This is a genomic window from Massilia antarctica, assembly GCF_015689335.1.
Classification (GTDB): Bacteria; Pseudomonadota; Gammaproteobacteria; order Burkholderiales; family Burkholderiaceae_D; genus Telluria_A; species Telluria_A antarctica.
The window spans coordinates 694,988-714,296 of record NZ_CP065053.1 but is presented as its reverse complement, the minus strand read 5'-3'; the positions used below and the strand labels follow the sequence as shown (position 1 = coordinate 714,296).

15 protein-coding genes are annotated in these 19,309 nt (G+C 63.4%); 12 read left to right on the top strand and 3 right to left on the bottom strand.

The genetic code is table 11. The features are described from left to right. Positions 1-247 precede the first annotated feature (247 nt). Together IV454_RS32650 and IV454_RS32645 are read left to right on the top strand one after the other, a co-directional pair. Positions 248-1,303: a glycosyl hydrolase family 28-related protein gene (locus tag IV454_RS32650; protein WP_229522035.1), complete on the top strand. Its 1,056-nt coding sequence runs from the start codon at positions 248-250 to the stop codon at positions 1,301-1,303. Then, positions 1,300-2,682, top strand: coding sequence for a hypothetical protein (locus tag IV454_RS32645; protein ID WP_229522033.1), 1,383 nt, complete (start codon positions 1,300-1,302; stop codon positions 2,680-2,682). The genes IV454_RS32650 and IV454_RS32645 overlap by 4 nt, the downstream gene beginning before the upstream one ends. A 50-nt stretch (positions 2,683-2,732) precedes the next feature. Here IV454_RS32645 and hemL read toward each other — a convergent pair whose 3' ends face one another. Both hemL and thiD read right to left on the bottom strand, forming a co-directional pair. Beyond that, a complete protein-coding gene (hemL, locus tag IV454_RS03140) occupies positions 2,733-4,022 on the bottom strand; it encodes a glutamate-1-semialdehyde 2,1-aminomutase (protein ID WP_206090253.1) in 1,290 nt (429 codons plus the stop codon). After that, positions 4,019-4,873: a bifunctional hydroxymethylpyrimidine kinase/phosphomethylpyrimidine kinase gene (gene thiD, locus IV454_RS03135; RefSeq protein ID WP_206090251.1), complete on the bottom strand. Its 855-nt coding sequence runs from the start codon at positions 4,871-4,873 to the stop codon at positions 4,019-4,021. The genes hemL and thiD overlap by 4 nt, the downstream gene beginning before the upstream one ends. Before the next feature lie 107 nt (positions 4,874-4,980). Here thiD and IV454_RS03130 point away from each other — a divergent pair, with 107 nt between their 5' ends. The 6 genes from IV454_RS03130 (at position 4,981) to IV454_RS32640 (ending at position 14,928) form a co-directional block, all read left to right on the top strand. Next, positions 4,981-5,133, top strand: coding sequence for a rubredoxin (locus IV454_RS03130; RefSeq protein ID WP_054268606.1), 153 nt, complete (start codon positions 4,981-4,983; stop codon positions 5,131-5,133). 105 nt (positions 5,134-5,238) lie between these two features. Next, positions 5,239-5,640 carry a response regulator gene (locus tag IV454_RS03125; protein WP_054268473.1) on the top strand — a complete coding sequence of 134 codons (402 nt, stop codon included), beginning with the start codon at positions 5,239-5,241 and terminating at the stop codon, positions 5,638-5,640. Positions 5,641-5,657: 17 nt separating this feature from the next. Then, positions 5,658-6,029 carry a response regulator transcription factor gene (locus tag IV454_RS03120; protein ID WP_054268474.1) on the top strand — a complete coding sequence of 124 codons (372 nt, stop codon included), beginning with the start codon at positions 5,658-5,660 and terminating at the stop codon, positions 6,027-6,029. A 2-nt stretch (positions 6,030-6,031) separates the two neighbouring features. After that, positions 6,032-6,565, top strand: a complete 534-nt coding sequence (locus tag IV454_RS03115; protein ID WP_054268475.1) for a chemotaxis protein CheW — start codon at positions 6,032-6,034, stop codon at positions 6,563-6,565. A 44-nt stretch (positions 6,566-6,609) separates the two neighbouring features. Then, the gene (locus IV454_RS03110) at positions 6,610-8,931 is read left to right on the top strand and encodes a methyl-accepting chemotaxis protein (RefSeq protein ID WP_229522031.1); all 2,322 of its coding nucleotides are present in this window, start codon (positions 6,610-6,612) and stop codon (positions 8,929-8,931) included. Between the two features lie 27 nt (positions 8,932-8,958). Beyond that, positions 8,959-14,928 carry a hybrid sensor histidine kinase/response regulator gene (locus tag IV454_RS32640; RefSeq protein WP_229522030.1) on the top strand — a complete coding sequence of 1,990 codons (5,970 nt, stop codon included), beginning with the start codon at positions 8,959-8,961 and terminating at the stop codon, positions 14,926-14,928. A 190-nt stretch (positions 14,929-15,118) separates the two neighbouring features. Here the strand turns inward: IV454_RS32640 and IV454_RS03095 are convergent, their stop codons facing one another. After that, positions 15,119-16,573, bottom strand: coding sequence for a cryptochrome/photolyase family protein (locus IV454_RS03095; protein ID WP_206090249.1), 1,455 nt, complete (start codon positions 16,571-16,573; stop codon positions 15,119-15,121). Positions 16,574-16,754: 181 nt separating this feature from the next. On the opposite strand from IV454_RS03095, the gene IV454_RS03090 reads away from it, so the two are divergent. The 4 genes from IV454_RS03090 (at position 16,755) to IV454_RS03075 (ending at position 19,308) form a co-directional block, all read left to right on the top strand. Then, entirely contained in the window at positions 16,755-17,417 is a 663-nt protein-coding gene (locus IV454_RS03090; protein WP_206090247.1) for a YqgE/AlgH family protein, read from the top strand. Between the two features lie 89 nt (positions 17,418-17,506). Continuing rightward, positions 17,507-17,848: a Holliday junction resolvase RuvX gene (gene ruvX / locus IV454_RS03085; RefSeq protein ID WP_229522286.1), complete on the top strand. Its 342-nt coding sequence runs from the start codon at positions 17,507-17,509 to the stop codon at positions 17,846-17,848. Beyond that, positions 17,832-18,350, top strand: coding sequence for a bifunctional pyr operon transcriptional regulator/uracil phosphoribosyltransferase PyrR (gene pyrR / locus IV454_RS03080; protein ID WP_054268479.1), 519 nt, complete (start codon positions 17,832-17,834; stop codon positions 18,348-18,350). The genes ruvX and pyrR overlap by 17 nt, the downstream gene beginning before the upstream one ends. Continuing rightward, a complete protein-coding gene (locus tag IV454_RS03075) occupies positions 18,343-19,308 on the top strand; it encodes an aspartate carbamoyltransferase catalytic subunit (RefSeq protein WP_054268480.1) in 966 nt (321 codons plus the stop codon). Before pyrR ends, IV454_RS03075 begins: the two co-directional genes overlap by 8 nt. Position 19,309: the final 1 nt, after the last annotated feature.

Here is a 19,309-nt window from a genome sequence, read left to right as displayed (position 1 = left end):
GATGGTTTCCCCGCTCACGGCCTGGCACCTCCTGCGCTGGCTGATCTTCCCCCCCCTCGAAAAATGATCCCTCTGTCTGACTAGTCAGATTGATTCCTTGCGGCCATTTATTTCCTCTGCCGGAGTTGGAAAAACAGCGTATGATGAATTGCAAAAAAAGCAAAGTGTCTTTTTTTGCCATATCCAACGCCCGCGCCCGCGCCGGCGCCATGCATCTTAGCCCTGGTTTTTCTCCTATAGGTTAATCATGAAAATCATCCCCTTACTCTCTTTATCCTTGGCTTCGGCATTGCTTGCCAGCCCCACTGCGGCGTTTGCAGCCGAGGCGCCGACACTGTCGGTCAGCGTCACCGCCGAGGAAGCGGTCGGCCCGTTCGCCAGCTGGGGCGACGTGAAGGCCTATGGCGCCGTCGGCGACGGCAAGGCCGACGACACGGACGCGTTGCAGAGAGCCCTGGACGACATGAACAAGTATATTAACAACGTCGACGGCTGGAAAATCGAGAAGCCCGGTTCCCCGGCCGTCCTGTATTTCCCGGCTGGCACCTACCGCATCACCAAAACGCTGGTCTCCAAGAACCAGTTCGGCGCCAGCCTGGTCGGCCAGAACCCGGCCACCAGCGTCATCGCCTGGGACGGCCCGGCGGGCGGCACGATGCTGATCGCCGACGGCGTCTTCGGCGGCAAATACGCGCGCCTGACATGGGACGGCAGGAAGAAGGCCGGCATCGGCGTGGCCCACTGGTGGAACAAGAAGACGCCGCAATACGGCGCCAGCCCGGAGCACGTCGATGAGGTCTTCGTCGATATGGGCGTGGGCATCGTCGCCGGCTGCTGCGGCTCCAGCAGCACCAAGGCCAGCCACCCCGGCACCGACTGGGTCGCCGGCGAGTACAACAATCTGGACTCGGAAGGCTCGGTCAAGCGCACCAAGTTCATCCGCAACACGGTCGCCGGCGTCAGCAGCGAAAGCTTCAACGCGCTCGACTGGTGGGTCATGGATTCCGAATTCACCGACTGCGCACGCGGCGTGACCAACGCATTGGTGGGACCATCGGAAGGGGGCGGCAACATTCACGTTTACCGCAATCTGTTCCAGCGCTCGACGTTCGCCGACATCCATGTTGGTACTGTGCGCTGGCACTCGATGCACAACAACGTGTCGGTCGGTTCGCAGCGCTTCCTCCATGCGAACCTGGCGGGCAGAAATGGCCGCGCCTTGATCCTGAAAAACAACCGCATTCTCAATCATCGGGTCGATTCATCGCCGATTTCATCGGCAACGTCGGCCCCCTGGTCATGATCGACAACCAGATCCTGAGCCCGGTGGGCGCCACCGCACCGCTGATTCAGCAAAGCAATAACGCCGAAGCCCCGGGCAGTGGCATTGTCCTGGTCGGCAACAAGGTCACCGTCGCCAACGCGGGAGCGCCGCAGTTCGCCGGCACCCACTCGCCATCGGACAGGACGGTGCCGCAGCCGAATCTGCTCACCTTCTACGACACGACGACGGTCCCCCGCGGCGCCATCCCGAGCGTGCTGCCGGCGCTGCCGCGCACGGCCGTGAACATGGGGCGCAAGGTGTTCGAGGTGCCGGTGGCGACCAATAAAACCACGTACGTCAACGAGACCACGACGGCGACGATCCAGGGCGTCATCAAACAGGCGCTCGCCAGCACGGACCCCAACCCGATCGTGCATTTCGGACGCGCCACGTACTTGATCGATGCGCCGCTCGAGATTCCGGCCGGCCGCCGCATCCAGATCGTCGGCGACGGCATCGCCACCCGCCTCATGGCGGGGGACAAACTGGGCAACAGGCCGCTGCTGCGCCTGAGCGGGCCGAGCCTGGCGACCATCCGTGAGTTGAGCTTGTTTTCGAACGGCTACACCGTGACGGCGGTGGAGCTCGACAATGCCGACCAGGCCGGTGGGCGGATTCTGTTTGACGGCGGCATGAACGGCGTGGTCAACCTGTCCAAACTGGCCTCGACCAAGGTCGAGTTCCAGCACAGCACCGGCATCAAGAAGATTAACGCCAGCGGCGCCGCCAGCGTGCTGGCGATCGGTTCGGGGGTGATCGGCCCGGTTACCGTTAACAACAGCAATGTCATGCTGGCCGATACCTGGTTCGAAACCGGCTACAACAACTTCACAAGCGACCCGATGCTGCGCGCAACGTCCGGCAACTTCACCTACCTCGGCGGACACATCGCGCCGCCGGAGTACACCCCGGCCAATACCACGCCGCCCACGCCGGCCGGCGCATCCATTATCGTGGACGGCTTCGCCGGCCAGTTGACGGTTATGGGCTTGTCCTACGAAATGGCGTCGCCGGCACTTGGCATCGAGGTCAGGAACGAATTGCCATCCACCAAGGCGCTGTTCATGGGCGTGTCGGCCAACGATAAAGGCGGTACCACCTATTACCGCCGTTCCTACGGGGTCGGTTCCGGCACGGTCGGGTTCAGCCTGATGCGGCACAACGGGGCTCAGCCGCTGCCCGACCAGGCCAGCAACAAGGGAACCGACAAGGCCGCCGTGCTGGCCGCCATGGCGCAGATGCGTGCCCAGACGTGGGACACGGTTCCGAAGGTGATCCCGGCGGGTGCGACGGACGTCCTGTTCTATCGCGTGCGCACGATCGAAACCAAGATTGGCTACAACATCAGCGGCCAGTAATACAGCCGGTAGCGGGCGGCTACTGCACAGTAGCCGCCCGCCCGCCGGGCTTACGCCAGCCTGGCAAACACCCGGCGCGCCGCCGCAATGGTCTCGTCGATCACCGCGTCATCGTGCTGCGCCGAGACAAAGCCCGCCTCGAACGCGGCCGGGGCAAAGTACACGCCTTCGTCCAGCATCGCGTGGAAAAACGCATTGAAGCGGCTTTTATCGCCCGCCATCATCTCGGCATAACTGCCCGGCACTTCTGCGCTGAAATAAATCCCGAACATGCCGCCCACCGAATCGGCACAGAAGGTCACGCCCGCGTCCCTGGCCGCTTGCGCCAGCCCGGCCGCCAGCCTGGCCGTCTGCGCCGTCAGCTTCTCGTAGAAGCCCGGTTCCTGGATCAGCCTGAGCGTGGTCATGCCCGCCGCCACCGCCACCGGATTGCCCGACAGGGTGCCGGCCTGGTACACGGCCCCGATCGGCGCCATATTCTGCATCAGCTCGGCGCGCCCGCCGAAGGCCGCCACCGGCATGCCGCCGCCGATGACCTTGCCCAGCGCGGTCAGGTCCGGCACGATGTCGTACAGTTCCTGCGCCCCGCCCAGGCCCACGCGGAAACCGCACATGACTTCGTCGAAAATCAGGATCGCGCCGTGCCTGGTGCACAGCTCGCGCATGGCGCGCAAGAATTCCGGCGTGGCCTTGATCAGGTTCATATTGCCGGCCACCGGTTCGACGATCACGCAGGCGATGGTGTCGCCCATCGATTCGAACGCGTCTTCCAGCTGGGCCACATTGTTATAGTCGAGGACCAGGGTGTGCTTGACGAAGTCTTCCGGCACGCCGGCCGAGGTCGGGTTACCGAAAGTCAGCAAGCCGCTGCCGGCCTTGACCAGCAGGGAATCGGCGTGGCCGTGGTAGCAACCCTCGAACTTGACGATCTTGTCGCGTCCGGTGGCGCCGCGCGCCAGGCGCAGCGCGCTCATGGTCGCCTCGGTGCCCGACGACACCAGGCGCACCTGCTCGATCGACGGCACCAGGCGGCAGATTTCCTCGGCCATCAGGATCTCGCCTTCGGTCGGGGCGCCGAACGAGAGGCCGCGCGCGGCCGCGTCCTGCACCGCTTTCACCACTTCCGGATGGGCGTGGCCGACGATGGCCGGACCCCAGGAACCGATGTAGTCGATGTAGCGCTTGCCGTCGGCATCCCAGAAGTAGGGGCCTTCGGCGCGGGTGATGAAGCGCGGCGTGCCGCCCACCGATTTAAAGGCGCGCACCGGCGAATTGACGCCGCCCGGGGTGGTTTTCTGGGCGCGCGCGAACAGCGTGGTATTCAGGGAGTCTGTGGTCATGGCTTGCTCGATGGAGGAATAGGGTGGGCGAAAAATTTGTTGGGAACCAGTTTGCCCATGCCGAAGCGCTGCGCGTTGGCCAGCGCGCCGACGGTAAATTCCTGGGCCGCCTGGATGGCATCGACGGTATCGACGGCGTCGCCGGCGTGGATCGTGCGCGCCATCAGTGCGGCCAGCGCGCCCGACAAGGTGCTGCCGGCGCCCACGAACGGCCCCGGGAAATGCTGCCAGTTGAAGGTGCCGACCACGCCGTTTTCGTCGAACAGGGTGTTGGTCAGCTGCGCCGCGGCGCCGTTGCCGCTGGTCGAGGTGCATTTGACCAGCACGTACTCGCAGCCCATGCCGGTCAGCTCAGCCACGTCTTCCTTGAGCATGTCGCCGCCGCCGTCGCGCCAGGTCTCGGCCATGCGCGCCAGTTCCACCTGGGTGAGCAGCAGCACGCTCGCCTGCGGCACCAGGATCTGGCGGATCGCGACCAGCATGTCGTCATCGGCCAGGCCGGAGTCGGGCAGGCTCGATAAAAACGGGTCGAGGATCAGCGGCACGTCCGGATAGTCGGACACGATTTCGGCGATCGCCGAGGCTTGTTCGACGCTGCTCAGGGCGCCCACCTTGAAGGCCGCCACCGTCATGTCTTCGAGGACCACGCGGGCCTGGTCGCAGACCCAGTCGGCGTCGACTTCCTGCAGGTCTTCGACCCGCGCGGTGTCGGCAATGAGAATGCCGGTGGTGACCGACAGGCCGTGGCAGCCTAAGGCCGAAAAACACGCCAGGTCGGCCTGGATGCCGACGGCGCCTATGGGGTCGGACACGCCGAACGTTAAGATCAGAGGAGAAGTTTGGATTTGCACGGCCGGTAGATTAAGATGCCTGATTCGTCATTTTACTAGATAGAAGGGTAGTCAACGTGAGCAGCATTGAAACAACCGGCGCCGCGGGCGCCGCTTTCCAGACCTGGATGTGCCTGATCTGCGGCTGGGTCTACGACGAGGCCGCCGGCATCCCGGAAGAAGGCATCGCCCCCGGCACCCGCTGGGCCGACGTGCCGATGAACTGGACTTGTCCCGAGTGCGGCGCCCGTAAAGATGACTTCGAAATGACTGTTATCTAATCGCCATGAGGCTTATTGCAGACACATGTTGACTGGCCGCAACATTAAGGGGACAAAAGGGTTGCCCTATGATATCGTTCAGGTTCATGCTGAGTGAAATTGAAAATGACGACATTGCCGCAACCGAATGTACTGAAAATCATGGTGATCGACGACAGCAGCACGATCCGTCGTTCGGCCGAGATTTTTCTCACCCAGGCCGGGTATCAGGTGGTGCTGGCCGAAGATGGTTTCGATGCCCTCGCCAAGATTAACGACCATCATCCGTCGCTGATTTTCTGCGACATCCTGATGCCACGCCTCGATGGCTACCAGACGTGCGCGCTGATCAAGCGCAGCGCGCGTTTTCACGCCACCCCGGTGCTGATGCTCTCATCGAAGGATGGCCTGTTCGACCGCGCCCGCGGCCTGATGGTTGGTTCTTCCGCCTATCTTACCAAACCCTTCAGCAAAGACAGTCTGCTCAGCGCGGTGCGCGAACATACTGCCGACGCCGACTCAAAATAATATCTCTGGAGCCTACCGTGGCCATACAAAAAATCCTGATCGTCGATGATTCCCCGACCGAGCGTTACTACCTGACCGATATCCTGGTCAAAGCCGGCTTCACCGTAACCACCGCCGAAAACGGCGAGGAAGCGCTGCTCAAGATCAAGGAAGACAAACCTGAATTGATCCTCATGGATGTGGTCATGCCCGGCGCCAATGGCTTCCAGGTCACCCGCACCATCGCGCGCGACCCGGACCTGGGTGACGTGCCAATCATCATTTGCAGCAGCAAGAACCAGGAAACCGACCGCGTCTGGGGCTTGCGCCAGGGTGCGCGCGACTACATGGTCAAGCCGGTCGATGCCGAACTGCTGCTGGCGAAAATCGCTGCCCTCGGCGGCGCCTGAACGTGAGCGACGTCGATTTCGCCCCAGTCGCCTCCGCCCCGTCGGACGGCGCCGGCCGCCGCACCCGCTTGCGCCAGTACCAGGTGCAGCTGCTCGAACGCATGCAGGCGGCCCGTACCAATAGCGGTGCGCGCGTCAATCAACTGGGCGTGCTGATCGGCGCCGAGCGCTTCCTGCTCGACCTGACCCAGGCCGGCGAAATCGTGCCGATCCCGCCGGTGACGGTGGTGCCGCTGACCCAGCCCTGGTACCTTGGCCTGGCCAATATCCGGGGCAATCTGGTCGGCCTGATCGATTTCGCGCGCTTCCAGGGAGGTGCCGAAACGGTGACCGGCCCGGACAGCCGGATCGTCACCCTGGCCACCCACCTGGGCTTTAACTGCGGCCTGCTGGTGGCCCGGGTGTACGGCCTGCGCCACGCCGGCGACATGGAAGTGATCGGCGACAGATTACGCGATACCGATGCAAACGAATGGATCCCGCTCGACCTGGCGGCCCTCGTCACCGATGCGCGGTTTTTGCACGTTGGATTTTAAGCCGCAGTCATAAGTGGCCATACCTTAAGAAACTGGGAGCTGGAATGGGATTTGCATGGAAGAGTACCCCAAAGGGTGAGCCGGTACCGGATACTGAATTCGGTCCCGACCTGGAGGCTGCGGCCTTGAACAAGGACGATAGCGCGCCTGCGCCGGCGCGCGAGGTGGTGGACGATAGTCTGCGCGCCGAGCTCGATCAGCACGACGAACTGCGTCTGGCCAACATCATGGGCCGCAAGCGAGGCGGCGGCGACGACGACGACGGCGGTAGCGAAGCGCGCCTGCCGCTGATCGGCCACCTGTCCTTGCCGCGCCAGCTGCGCATTTTGCTGATGGTGTTCGTGGCCGGCATCCTGGTCACCGTGGTGGCGCTGTGGCGCAACGCGGCCAGTAGTTCCGACGCATCGGCCCAGACGCAGATCGCATCCGACGCGCTGATGCACTCCCAGCGTATCGGTAAAGCGGCACCTAACGCGATCCAGGGTAACCCGGAAGCGTTCATGCAGCTCGATCAAAGCCGCGTCCAGCTGACGGCCGACCTGAACGCGCTCCAGCGCGGCGGCAAGATCGGCGGCGTAACGCTGCCGACGCCACCGGCCAGCATGAACAAGCTGATCGCCGCTGCGAAAACCAAGTGGGTTACCTCCGACAATTCCGCAGGCACCATTTTGCGCATGAAGCCGGAACTGACCGGTTTTGAAAAGACCCTGCGCCAGCTCGACACGCTCTCGCCAGAGCTGTTGTCGATGACCGAGGAACTGCTCAACGAAAAAGTCCAGCGCGGCGGCACGCCGCGCGAACTGGCTGCCATCGGCCGTCTGATGATGCTGACCCAGCGCCTCTCGCGCAGCGCCAGCGAATTCCTGACCTCCGGCGGTATCCGTTCCGAAACCGCGTTCCAGCTGGGCCGCGACACCACGACCTTCCGTACCACGGTCGAAGGCTTCCTGAACGGGAACGAGACCATGCAGCTGGCGGCCACGCGCGACGCTGAACTGCGGATCAAGCTCGAACTGATCAAATCGAAGTTCGACACCTACCAGAAACTGGTGGCCTCGATCCTCGACAACCTGCCGAAATTCACGGCCGCCAAGGGCGCCGAACAGTCGATCTTTTACGAGAACGAAGAAGTCAAGGCGCTGCTGACCAAGGTGCAGGTAGGCTTTCGTACCGAGCAGGATTCGAACAATGTCTGGTTCTGGGTGATGGCCCTGGCCACCATGTTCACCCTGGCCGTCGGCGTCAGTATCGCCCGCGTCATGCTGCAAGACTCCCGTACCCGTGCCCGCGGCGCCGATGCGCGTCGCCAGGAAGCGGAATCGATGCGCCAGCTGGCGCAGTCGAAGGAAGAAGAAGCGAAAGCGACCAACGACCAGAATCAGGCCGCTATTTTGCGCCTGATGAACGAACTGCAGGAAGTGGCGGATGGTGACTTGACCGTGCACGCAACGGTGTCGGAAGACATCACCGGCGCGATCGCTGACTCGGTGAACTACACGGTGGAAGAGCTGCGCGGGCTGGTGGAACGCGTCACGACCACGGCCGAACAGGTGACTTCCGCATCGACCAACGCACAGAATATTTCGACCGACCTGCTGGCGGCGACCGAGCAGCAGTCGCGCGAGATTCAGGAAGCGTCCGAGACGGTTCTGAAAATGGCGAACGAAATTACCGACGTATCGAAGTCGGCGAATGAATCGGCGGAGGTTGCGCGCCAGTCGGTTGCGGCGGCATTGCAAGGTTCGACGGCGGTGGAAAACTCGATCAAGGGTATGCACGAAATTCGCGAGCAGATCCAGGAAACCTCGAAACGAATCAAGCGACTGGGCGAATCGTCCCAGGAGATTGGCGAGATCACCGAACTGATTTCCGACATTACCGAACAGACCAACGTACTGGCGCTGAACGCGGCGATTCAGGCGGCATCGGCCGGCGAAGCGGGTCGCGGCTTCTCGGTGGTTGCGGAAGAGGTTCAGCGACTGGCGGAACGTTCGGCGGAAGCGGCAAAACAGATCGGCGCGCTGGTGCGTACCATTCAGACCGATACCCACGATGCGGTGGCCGCTATGGAAAAATCGACGCAGGGTGTGGTCGAGGGAGCCAGGCTGTCCGATGCCGCGGGTGCCGCGCTGTCCGACATTTCACGCGTTTCGAACCGCCTTGCGGAACTGATTCAGGGCATTTCGTTTGCGACGGAGCTGCAGGCGACATCGGCGAACGATGTGGCGCACAACATTCAGCACATCCTGTCGGTGACCGAGAATACCCAGGACGGTACCCAGCAAACCGCACAATCGATTCGCCAGCTGTCGCTGCTGGCGCAGGAACTGAAAAACTCGGTATCGCGCTTCCGCGTGGTGGCTTGAGAACCCGGTTGATTTATCAAGGTAAGCATGACCACTACTGACAATTCGCACGTACCGCAGTTCGACACAGGACCGCTGTCCTGGGTCATGAGCGAGATCCGCGATGCGCTGGGCCGCTCCAACACCGCGCTGGCAGAGGCGGCGGAGCATACGGCGGAAGCCCAGGCAAGTTCGCTCAAGCATGCGAAAGCCTATCTGCACCAGGCGCACGGCGCCTTGCAGATGGTCGATGTCGATGGCGCCGGCGCCATGACCGAGGCCGCGGAAAACGCGCTGGACCGCTTCAAGGATGGCCTGCTCGACTGCACGCCAGAGCGCGCGCAAGTCATCGCCCACGCTTACCAGGCGGTGATCGAGTATCTCGAAGAACTGCTTTCGGGCGCGCCACAGCAGCCGGCGCGTCTGTTCCCCTACTACCGCGCGCTCAAGGAAATGCTGGGCGCCGACCGGATTCACCCGGCCGACCTGTTTTTCGCCGACCTGTCGGCGCCGGTGTCGCTCAAGCGCCACGTGGCGCCCGACAGCGCGCCGGATTACGCGGCCTGCCGCACGCGCTTTGAAAAAGCGCTGCTGCCGTTCCTGAAAAGCCCGGACCAGGCAGGCCAGCAACAGCACGCGCAAGTGCTGCTCGAAGCGATCGCCCATGTGGCCGACGCCCAGGACCAGCCCTTGCCGCGCACCTTCTGGATGGCGATGCAGGGCTTTGCCGAACTGGTGACCGAAGGCCATCTGGCCAGCGACCTGTATGTCAAGCAGCTCTTCGGCCTGATCAATCTGCAGATCCGCCGCCTCTCGCAAGGCCAGGTCAGCCTGCCCGAAACGATGCTGCGCGACGCCCTGTTCTTCATGGCCGCCGTGCCCAATCCGCCGCCGACGGCGCTGGCCCTGCGCCGCGCCTATCATCTGGACGGCATGGTGCCGGCCGATTACGATACGCGCCGCTACGGCCGCATCGACGCCGAGGCGCTGAAAACCGCCAAGGAAGCGCTGGCCAAGGCCAAGAGCAACTGGGACCGACTCTCGGTCGAACCGCTGGCGGCGCTGGAAACCGAATTCGAAGAACTGCTGGCCACCCTGGCCGCGGCCGGCGAAAAGCTGGGCGCTCCGGCGCTGGCGCGCCTGCAGCACCAGATGGTGCGCGTTACCAAAGATTCGGCCGCCTCCAAGCGCAACAGCGTGTTCAGTCTCGAAATGGCGACCGCCATGCTGTTCGTCGAGAACAGCCTCGATAAAATCCGCCAGTTGCCGGACGATTTCGACGCCCACGCCGAAGTGATCGGCGCGCGTCTGCAAGCCATCGGTGCCGGCGAAACGCCGCCCGAAGCGCCGCAATGGCAGGGCGACCTGTCACGCCGCATCCAGCACGAGCAAACCGTCGCCGTGCTGGCCGCCGAAATGAAAAACGGCCTGCGCCAGGTCGAAAAAGTCCTCGACGATTACTACTCCGACACCAGCAAGCGCGCCACCCTGGCCCAGATCGATCCGGTGCTGCACCAATTGCAGGGCGCCGTCGCCATCCTCGACCAGGAAGACGCGATGCGCGCCGCCCTGCACGTCAAGGATGCGGTGCGTACCTTGGCCGCGGCCGAAGGCAATGCCGAACTCGAAGCCGCGTCGCTGCAGAACATCGCGCAAAACGTCGGCGCGCTGGGCTTTTTTGTCGACATGCTGGCCAAGAACGTCGACGAGGCGCGCGAGCGCTTCACCTTCGACAGCAACGACGGCATGCTGCGCGCCGTTCCGTTCGAAAAGCAGGCGCATGGCGAATCGCAATTCGACCAGGACCCGGTGATCGAGATCCCGGCCGTGCCGGTCGCCGAGGCGCCTGCGCTGGCGGCGCCGGAGGTGGTCGACGAAGAAGTCAGGGCACCGGTGGTGGTGGTGGCAGCACCCGCGCCGCCGGGCGACGACGAAATCGAAGCCGAGCTGCTTGAGATTTTCATCTCCGAAGCGCAGGAAGTGCTGGCCTTTGTCGGCTCGACCCTGCCGGCGGCGCAAAGCATGCCGACGAATATGGAAACGCTGACGATGCTGCGGCGCTCCTTCCACACGCTCAAGGGCAGCGGCCGCATGGTTGGCCTGAACAATTTCGCCGAAGGCGCCGCCGCCGTCGAAAAAGTGATGAACCTGTGGTTGTCGGAAGAACGCGCGGCCGACGCCAACCTGCTGGCGCTGCTCACGCGCGCCACCACCGACATGACCGTCTGGGTCGAGCAGCTGGCAACTACCGGCAGCTCGCAGCGCACCAGCGAAGCGCTGGTCGCCGCCGCCGAACGGGTGCAGCATGGCGAAGCCTTCTCGATGGACGCGACGCCGGCCGAAGGCGTGGCCGACGAGCCGGCGCAGGCGGCAACGCCTGTGGACGAGCATCACGACGAACACTTCGCGATCGACGACTCGTTCGAGCCGATGATCCTGGACGACATCATCGCCCTGCCGGCCACGGAGGGCGCGGCGCCGGGCAATGTCATCGACTTCCCGGTCCCGGGCACTCTGGCCGCGGCCGACGACAACACCAAGCGCATTGGCGAACTCGAAATCCCGCTGCCGCTGTATAACATTTACCTCGCCGAGACGGACGAACTGGTTCGTTTGTTGAGCCAGGACTTCGCCGAATGGCGCCACGAGCCGCAGCGCCAGGTCACGCCAGAAGCTGAAAAAGCCGCGCATACCTTGGCCGGCACCTCGGCCACGGTGGGCTTCCACGCCCTGCGCGAAATCGCGTACGAAGTCGAGATGGTGCTCAAGAGCCCAGCCCCGGTCTTCGACGAAGCCCAGCGCGACCTGCTCGACGAAACCATCGAGCGCGTGCGCCACATGCTGCAGCGCTTTGCGCTCGGCGAACTGGCGCCGGCCGAACCGGATCTGGTGGCACGCCTGCACGTACTGCGCGAGCAGCTCGCGGCCCAGGAAGCGGCCGCCGTGTACGCGGGCGCCGACGAAGACCTGGCACGCCGTCTCGATGGCCTGTTTGCCGAGACGCTCGACAGCCTGGTGGCCGAGCCGCCAGTGATGCCGGAACGCGAATCTGCCGTGGCGCAGACCCCGTCCGCGCCGGAAGTCGACGCGATCGACGCCCTGTTCGGCGAGGACGATCCGTTCGATGTGCCGTTGCTGGACAATCCGGAACCGGCGCAGCCGCTGGTGGAAGAACACCACGAGGCAGTGCCCGAAGCCGAGCCGGTGATCGAAGCGCAAGCTGTGATCGAGGCCGAACCTGTGTTCGACGAGCCGGTGATCGAAGCCGACGCCGTGATCGAAGCCGAACCGGTATTCGACGAGCCGGTGATCGAAGCCGAAGCCGTGATCGAAGCCGAACCTGTGTTCGACGAGCCGGTGATCGAAGCCGACGCCGTGATCGAAGCCGAACCGGTATTCGACGAGCCGGTGCTCGAAGCGGAAGCCGTGATCGAAGCCGAACCGGTATTCGACGAGCCGGTGATCGAAGCGGAAGCGGTCATCGAAGCCGCACCGGTGTTCGACGAGCCGGTGCTCGAAGCGGAGCCCTTGGTTGAAGAAGCCCTGATCGAAGAAGCTGCGCTTGAAGCCGAGCCGCTGGTTGAGGAAGCAGTGATCGAGGAGCCGGTGGCCGAAGCCGAGCCGGCCGTCGAAGCGGTGGCGGAGCTAGAGCCAGAGCCAGAGCCAGTACCAGCACCGGCGCCGGTTGTACCGATGCAGCCGATGACGGCCCACGTGCCTCTGCTCGAAGCCTTGCTGCAACCTGAATCGGACACGCCAGCCGTGCCTGCGGTGCCTGAAACGGCCTTCGCCGATGACCTTGACGTCGACCTGCTGCCGGTGTTCCTGGAAGAGGGTACCGACCTGTTGCCGGAAATCGGCAACAACCTGCGCAAGTGGCAGCAGAATCCGTCCGATACCAGCCCGGTACAGCAGCTTCTGCGTACCTTGCACACGGTCAAGGGCAGTGCACGGATGGCCGGTGCGATGCGCCTCGGTCAGCACACCCACGAGATCGAAACGCAGATCGAGAACATGGTCCACGCCGGAACGTCGACGCCAGCCGCGTTCGACGAACTGATGGCCAACTACGATCACGCGCTCCTGCTGTTCGAACAACTGCAGCAGCCTGCCCTCGGCGTCGTGCCGGTGCCAGGCCTGGCTGCGGCGACCGCCGGCAGCGTGGACGATGCGCACGCCGCGCAAACCCGTACGCCGCTGGTGCGCGTGCGCGCCGACATCCTCGACCGCCTGGTCAACCAGGCAGGTGAAGTGTCGATCACACGTTCGAAGCTGGAGAGCCAGATCTCGACCCTGAAGGCGTCGCTGAGCGACTTCTCGGACAATCTTGGGCGCTTGCGTCGCCAGCTGCGCGAAGTCGAGATGCAGGCGGAATCGCAGATTTCGTCGCGCATGTCGATTTCCAGCGAACGCGAATTCGATCCGCTCGAATTCGACCGCTTCACCCGCTTGCAGGAACTGACGCGGATGATGGCCGAATCGGTGAACGACGTTGCGTCGTTCCACGAAAGTTTGACGCGCACGGTCGACGGCGCCACCGACGACTTGAACGTGCAGTCGCGCCTGACGCGCGATCTGCAGCAGGATCTGATGCGGGTGCGGATGGTGCAGTTTGCCAGCCTGTCGGAACGTCTGTTCCGCGTGGCGCGCCAGACTGCGAAAGAAATCGACAAACGGGTCAATCTGGATATCCGGGGTGGCACGGTCGAAATCGACCGCAGCGTTCTGGAACAGATGGCCGCGCCGTTCGAGCACTTGCTGCGTAACGCCATCGTGCACGGTATCGAATCGCGTGCACGCCGCGGCGCGGCCGGCAAGGCCGAAACGGGCGAGCTGCTGATCCAGGTCAGCCAGCAGGGTAACGAGGTGGTCATCCAGTTCAACGATGACGGCGCAGGTCTCGACCTGGCGCGTATTCGCACCAAGGCCCGTGAAAACGGCCTGCTGGCACCGAATGCCACCGTCACCGACGCCGAGGCGGCCGACCTGATTTTCGAACCAGGCTTCTCGACCGCCGATGCGCTGACCGAACTGGCCGGCCGCGGCGTGGGTATGGACGTGGTGCGCTCGCAGGCGCAAGCGCTTGGCGGCCGGGTGGCGATTGCCACCGAAGCCGGCAAGGGCGCGCGCTTCACGATTCACCTGCCGCTGACCCTTGCGGTCACCCAGGTCGTGCTGACCACCAGCGGTACCAAGACGTTTGCGCTGCCATCGATCCTGGTGGAGCAGGTACTGCAGATGAAAGAAGCGGCCGTCAACGCCGCGCACGCCGAAGGTTTCGTGGAGTTCCAGGGCCAGAAGGTGGCGCTGCATTATCTGCCGACCTTGCTGGGCGATGCCGAAGCGCGTCCGCTGTCGCAGCGTTCCTGTCCGGTGATGGTGCTCAAAAGCGGCGCCGACCGCCTGGCGGTGCAGGTTGACGATATCCAGGGCAACCGCGAGGTCGTTATTAAGAATATCGGACCGCAGTTGTCGCGCATGATCGGCATTTCCGGTGCAACGGTGCTCGGTTCGGGCGATATCGTGCTGATTCTTAATCCGGTGGCCTTGTCGCATCACCTTGACCATCATCCGCAAATGCGTCAGCGCGTTGTCGTGGAAACGGCGGCGGTGGTGCCCGAGACGCGGGCGGCGGACTTTGTCATCATGGTGGTCGACGATTCGCTGACCGTGCGCAAAGTGACCCAGCGTTTGCTCGAGCGCGAGGGCTATCAGGTGGTGCTGGCCAAGGACGGCGTCGATGCGCTCGAACACCTGCAAGAGACGGTGCCGGACCTGATGCTGGTCGATATCGAAATGCCGCGCATGGATGGTTTCGACTTGACGCGTAACATTCGCGGTAACAGCAGCACCAACGAGATCCCGATCATCATGATCACCTCGCGTACCGCGGACAAGCACCGCAACTACGCGCTCGATCTGGGTGTGAATGCCTACTTCGGTAAGCCGTTCCAGGAAGACATGCTGCTGGCGGCGATTGCCGGTTTGCTGAACCGGGATATGCCGGTTGCGCATTAAGCGGTAGGCGGCAAAGACAAAACGCCCTGCACCATTCGATTGGTGCAGGGCGTTTTTTATTTTTGGACACGACACAGACCCCACCACCGTCGTTCCCGCCCCCACCCCCCGTCGTTCCCGCCAAGGGGGCCGCCAAGGCCGGGAACGACGAGCTAGCGAGCGGCTGGTTCTTGCAATGCCAGGGACGACGTCAGCCCGCCTTCACCACCCCATACCGCTCCAGCGTCTTCACTCGTGCTTCGTCATGCCTGACAATCGGCGCCGGATAATCCTTCCCCAGCACGACCTTCTTCTGTGCCAGCACCATCGGCGGCACGCTCCACGGCGCGTGAATCTCCTTGTCCGACAAGCCATCGAGCCGCGGCAGATAACGCCGGATGAACTTCCCCTTGGCGTCAAATTTTTCCGACTGCGTCACCGGATTGAAAATCCTGAAGTAAGGCTGCGCATCGCATCCCGACGACGACGCCCACTGCCACCCGCCATTGTTCGACGACAGATCGTAGTCGTTCAGATGCAGCGCGAAATACGCCTCCCCACGGCGCCAGTCGATGCCCAGATCCTTGATCAGAAAACAGGCAGTGACCATGCGCAGGCGGTTGTGCATGTACCCGGTCTGGTTCAACTGCGCCATCGCCGCATCGACCAGCGGATAACCGGTACGCCCCTCGCACCACGCCGCGAACATCTCGTCCGCTTCCGGCCCTGTCTCGAACACGATCGCATCGTAGGCCGGCTTGAACGCGCGCTCGACGACGTGCGGATGATTGAACAGAATCATGGCGTAGAAATCGCGCCAGATCAGTTCCGACAGCCACACCGGCGCGCCTTCGCCACCGGCCCCGCGCGCGATCAGCTCCGTCACCGTGCGCACCAGATGGCGCAGCGACAGGGTACCGAAGCGCAGGTGGATCGACAGGTACGATGGCCCCTTCACGGCAGGGTAGTTGCGCGCCTCTCCGTAGTCCGCAATGCGCCCGATGAAGTCTTCGAACAACTGCGCCGCGCCGCTCATGCCGGTGGGGATCGACAAGGCCGACAGATTGGTCGGCTCGAAACCGATGTCGCTCAACGTCGGCAGGCGTTCGTCGCCGCCAGGAGGAGCAAGGCGCGCCGCATGCGGCTCCACCGAATACGGCGCCACGCAATCCGGTTCGGCTGCCATGCGTTTGAGCCAGGCGTTCTTGTACGGCGTGAACACCGAGAAGTTCTGGCCCGCCAGGGTGAGTACCTCGCTTTTCTCGAAAATAACTTGGTCCTTGTAGCTGAAAAAGCGCCGTCCGTCGGCCTCCAGGCGGCTGGCCACGGCGGCATCGCGCGCGATGGCTTGCGGCTCGTAGTCGCCGTTGACGAAGACCGCGTCCACGCCCAGTTCCGCCGCGAGTGTTGGAATTTCCTGCGCCGCATCGGCGTGGCGCACGATCAGGCAGCCGCCCAGTTGACGCAATTCGGCATCGAGTTCGGCCAGGCTGGCATGAATGAACTCGACCCGGCGGTCCGCGCGCGGTAAACTGTCGAGGATTGTGTTATCGTAAATGAACGCGCAATAAACGCTGTTCGACGACGTTAGCGCATGATGCAATGCGGCGTGGTCGAAGACGCGCAAGTCGCGGCGGAACCAGACGAGCGATTTACTCAGAGGCATGGTGGTGTTCGGTGTCAAGTAAGGAAGAAAATTTGTCGGCTACCATCGCAGTTAGCTGCGCGCACGAGGGCGCTTCCGGTGGTGGCGGCCCCAAATCAGTGTAAACTATCGAAAATTCCATCGTTTGCAAGCCCGGATACTAGCAGTAAACATCAGAGAGCGAGCAGAGAGAGTGACGCGTATGAAGAAAAGCAAAATCGGCAAAACTCTGCCCGTGCCCGGCATGTCGCAGGACGACGAGGTTCGTCCCGACGAGGGCACTGCCCTGGCATCGGGGTCCACCTTGAACCTGGCAAATCATTTCCTGATAGCGATGCCATCGATGCAGGACCCGATTTTCGGCGGCACCGTCGTCTACATCTGCGAGCACAACGACAAAGGCGTGCTTGGTGTCGTCATCAACAAGCCCACCGACATGACCATGGAAGTGCTGTTCGAACGCATCGACCTGAAACTGGCCGACGGCCTGCGCACGGCCGTCGTCAATGAACCGATCATGTTCGGCGGCCCGGTGCAGGACGACCGCGGCTTCGTGCTGCACACGCCCGGCGCGCGCTATTCGTCCTCGCTCACCGTGACCGAGGACGTGGCCTTCACCACCTCGATCGACGTGCTCGAAGCGGTGGCCAATGGCGACGGCCCCCAGCGCCTGCTGGTCTCCATCGGCTACGCCGGCTGGAGCCCCGGCCAGCTGGAAGATGAAATCGGCCGCAATGGCTGGCTGACGGTGGCCGCCGACGCGCACGTGCTGTTCGACCTGCCGATCGAAGAGCGCTACAACGCCGCCATCAAACTGCTTGGCATCGACCCGCTGATGCTCGCATCCGAGGCCGGCCATGCTTGACCAGCACCACGGGGACCGCGCGCGTGGCTGAAGCGGTGATTGAACTCGTACTCGGCTTCGATTTCGGCATCAAGCGTATTGGGATCGCCATGGGGAACACCCTGACCGGTCAGGCGCAGCCGCTCGCGGTGGTCAACGCCATCGACAATGCGGCGCGATTCAAGCAGATCGGCGACCTGATCGCCGCCTGGGCCCCGGCCCGCCTGGTGGTGGGCGAACCGCGCCACCCGGACGGCACGGAGCACGACATGACCCTGCGCTGCCGCCGCTTCGCCAACCAGCTGCACGGGCGCTTCGACCTGCCGGTCACCCTGGTCGACGAACGCTATTCGTCGGCCGTGATCCACGCCAAACGCGGCCAGATCATCGACGACCAAGCCGCCTCCATCATTTTGCAACAATACTTTGACGACCATGCCAACAACAACTAAGCAGTTCGACGCCGAGGCGCTGTACCAGACCTTGCTCGGCCAGGTGCGCGATGGCTTGCACGGGGTGCAGGACGCGGCGATCATCGGCATCCACTCGGGCGGCGCCTGGCTGGCCGAACGCCTCGCGGCGGACCTGGGCCTGAAGGACCGCCTGGGCTTCATCGACGTCTCGTTCTACCGCGACGACTTTGCCAAAAAGGGCCTGCATCCGGACGTGAAACCGACGCACATCCTGTTCAACGTGGACCGCGCCACCATCGTGCTGGTGGACGACGTGCTGTACACGGGCCGCACCACGCGCGCGGCGATCAACGTGCTGTTCGACTATGGCCGTCCGGCGCGCATCATGCTGGCGGCATTGGCCGACCGCGGCGGGCGCGAGCTGCCGGTGGCGGCCGATTTCGTCGCCACCTCGGTCGCGCTGGAAGCCAATCAGTCGCTTGCGCTGGCGCGTGCCGGCGACGGGCAATTTTCGCTCACCATAGAAGAAGACCATGCTTAATCCGCAACTGAATAAAAATGGCGAACTGCAGCACCTGTTAAGCATCGAAGGGCTGCCCAAATCGATCGTCAATCATATCCTCGACACGGCGTCGAGCTTTGTCGGCATCTCCGACCGTGAAGTGAAGAAGGTGCCGCTCATGCGCGGCAAGAGCGTGTTCAACCTGTTCTTCGAGAACTCCACGCGCACCCGCACCACCTTCGAGATCGCGTCCAAGCGCCTCTCGGCCGACGTGATCAACTTGAATATCCAGGCTTCCTCGGCCAGCAAGGGCGAATCGCTGCTCGACACCATCGACAACCTGTCGGCCATGCATGCCGATATGTTCGTGGTGCGCCACGCGCAGTCGGGCGCGCCCTACCTGATCGCCAAGCACCTGATCGATACGAAGCAGTCGCACGTCCACGTGGTCAACGCGGGCGATGGCCGCCACGCGCACCCGACCCAGGGCCTGCTCGACATGTACACGATCCGCCACTACAAGAAGGACTTCACCAATCTGCGCGTGGCCATCGTGGGCGACATCCTGCACAGCCGGGTGGCGCGTTCCGACATCCATGCCTTGACCACCCTGGGTGTGCCGGAAGTGCGCGCCATCGGCCCGCACACCTTGCTGCCGGGCGGGCTGGAACAGATGGGCGTGCGCGTGTTCACCAACATGGACGAAGGCTTGAAGGACGTCGACGTGATCATCATGCTGCGCCTGCAGAACGAGCGCATGAGCGGTGCGCTGCTGCCGTCGGCGCAGGAGTATTTCAAGAGCTATGGCCTGACACCGGAGCGCCTGGCGCTGGCCAGGCCCGATGCGATCGTCATGCATCCGGGTCCGATGAACCGGGGCGTGGAAATCGATTCGGCGGTGGCCGATGGCGCGCAGGCGGTGATTTTGCCGCAGGTGACGTTCGGGATCGCGGTAAGGATGGCGGTAATGAGTATTCTGGCAGGAGCGCAAGGGTGAA

What these genes read in the sequence shown, in the direction of transcription:
- IV454_RS32650 (WP_229522035.1), top strand. Translation starts at nt 248, where the DNA reads ATGAAAATCATCCCCTTACTCTCTTTATCCTTGGCTTCGGCATTGCTT.
- IV454_RS03130 (WP_054268606.1), top strand. Translation starts at nt 4,981, where the DNA reads ATGTGCCTGATCTGCGGCTGGGTCTACGACGAGGCCGCCGGCATCCCG.
- pyrR (WP_054268479.1), top strand. Translation starts at nt 17,832, where the DNA reads ATGCCAACAACAACTAAGCAGTTCGACGCCGAGGCGCTGTACCAGACC.
- IV454_RS03110 (WP_229522031.1), top strand. Translation starts at nt 6,610, where the DNA reads ATGGGATTTGCATGGAAGAGTACCCCAAAGGGTGAGCCGGTACCGGAT.
- IV454_RS32645 (WP_229522033.1), top strand. Translation starts at nt 1,300, where the DNA reads ATGATCGACAACCAGATCCTGAGCCCGGTGGGCGCCACCGCACCGCTG.
- hemL (WP_206090253.1), bottom strand. Translation starts at nt 4,022, where the DNA reads ATGACCACAGACTCCCTGAATACCACGCTGTTCGCGCGCGCCCAGAAA.
- IV454_RS03075 (WP_054268480.1), top strand. Translation starts at nt 18,343, where the DNA reads ATGCTTAATCCGCAACTGAATAAAAATGGCGAACTGCAGCACCTGTTA.
- IV454_RS03125 (WP_054268473.1), top strand. Translation starts at nt 5,239, where the DNA reads ATGACGACATTGCCGCAACCGAATGTACTGAAAATCATGGTGATCGAC.
- IV454_RS03095 (WP_206090249.1), bottom strand. Translation starts at nt 16,573, where the DNA reads ATGCCTCTGAGTAAATCGCTCGTCTGGTTCCGCCGCGACTTGCGCGTC.
- IV454_RS32640 (WP_229522030.1), top strand. Translation starts at nt 8,959, where the DNA reads ATGACCACTACTGACAATTCGCACGTACCGCAGTTCGACACAGGACCG.
- IV454_RS03090 (WP_206090247.1), top strand. Translation starts at nt 16,755, where the DNA reads ATGAAGAAAAGCAAAATCGGCAAAACTCTGCCCGTGCCCGGCATGTCG.
- ruvX (WP_229522286.1), top strand. Translation starts at nt 17,507, where the DNA reads ATGGGGAACACCCTGACCGGTCAGGCGCAGCCGCTCGCGGTGGTCAAC.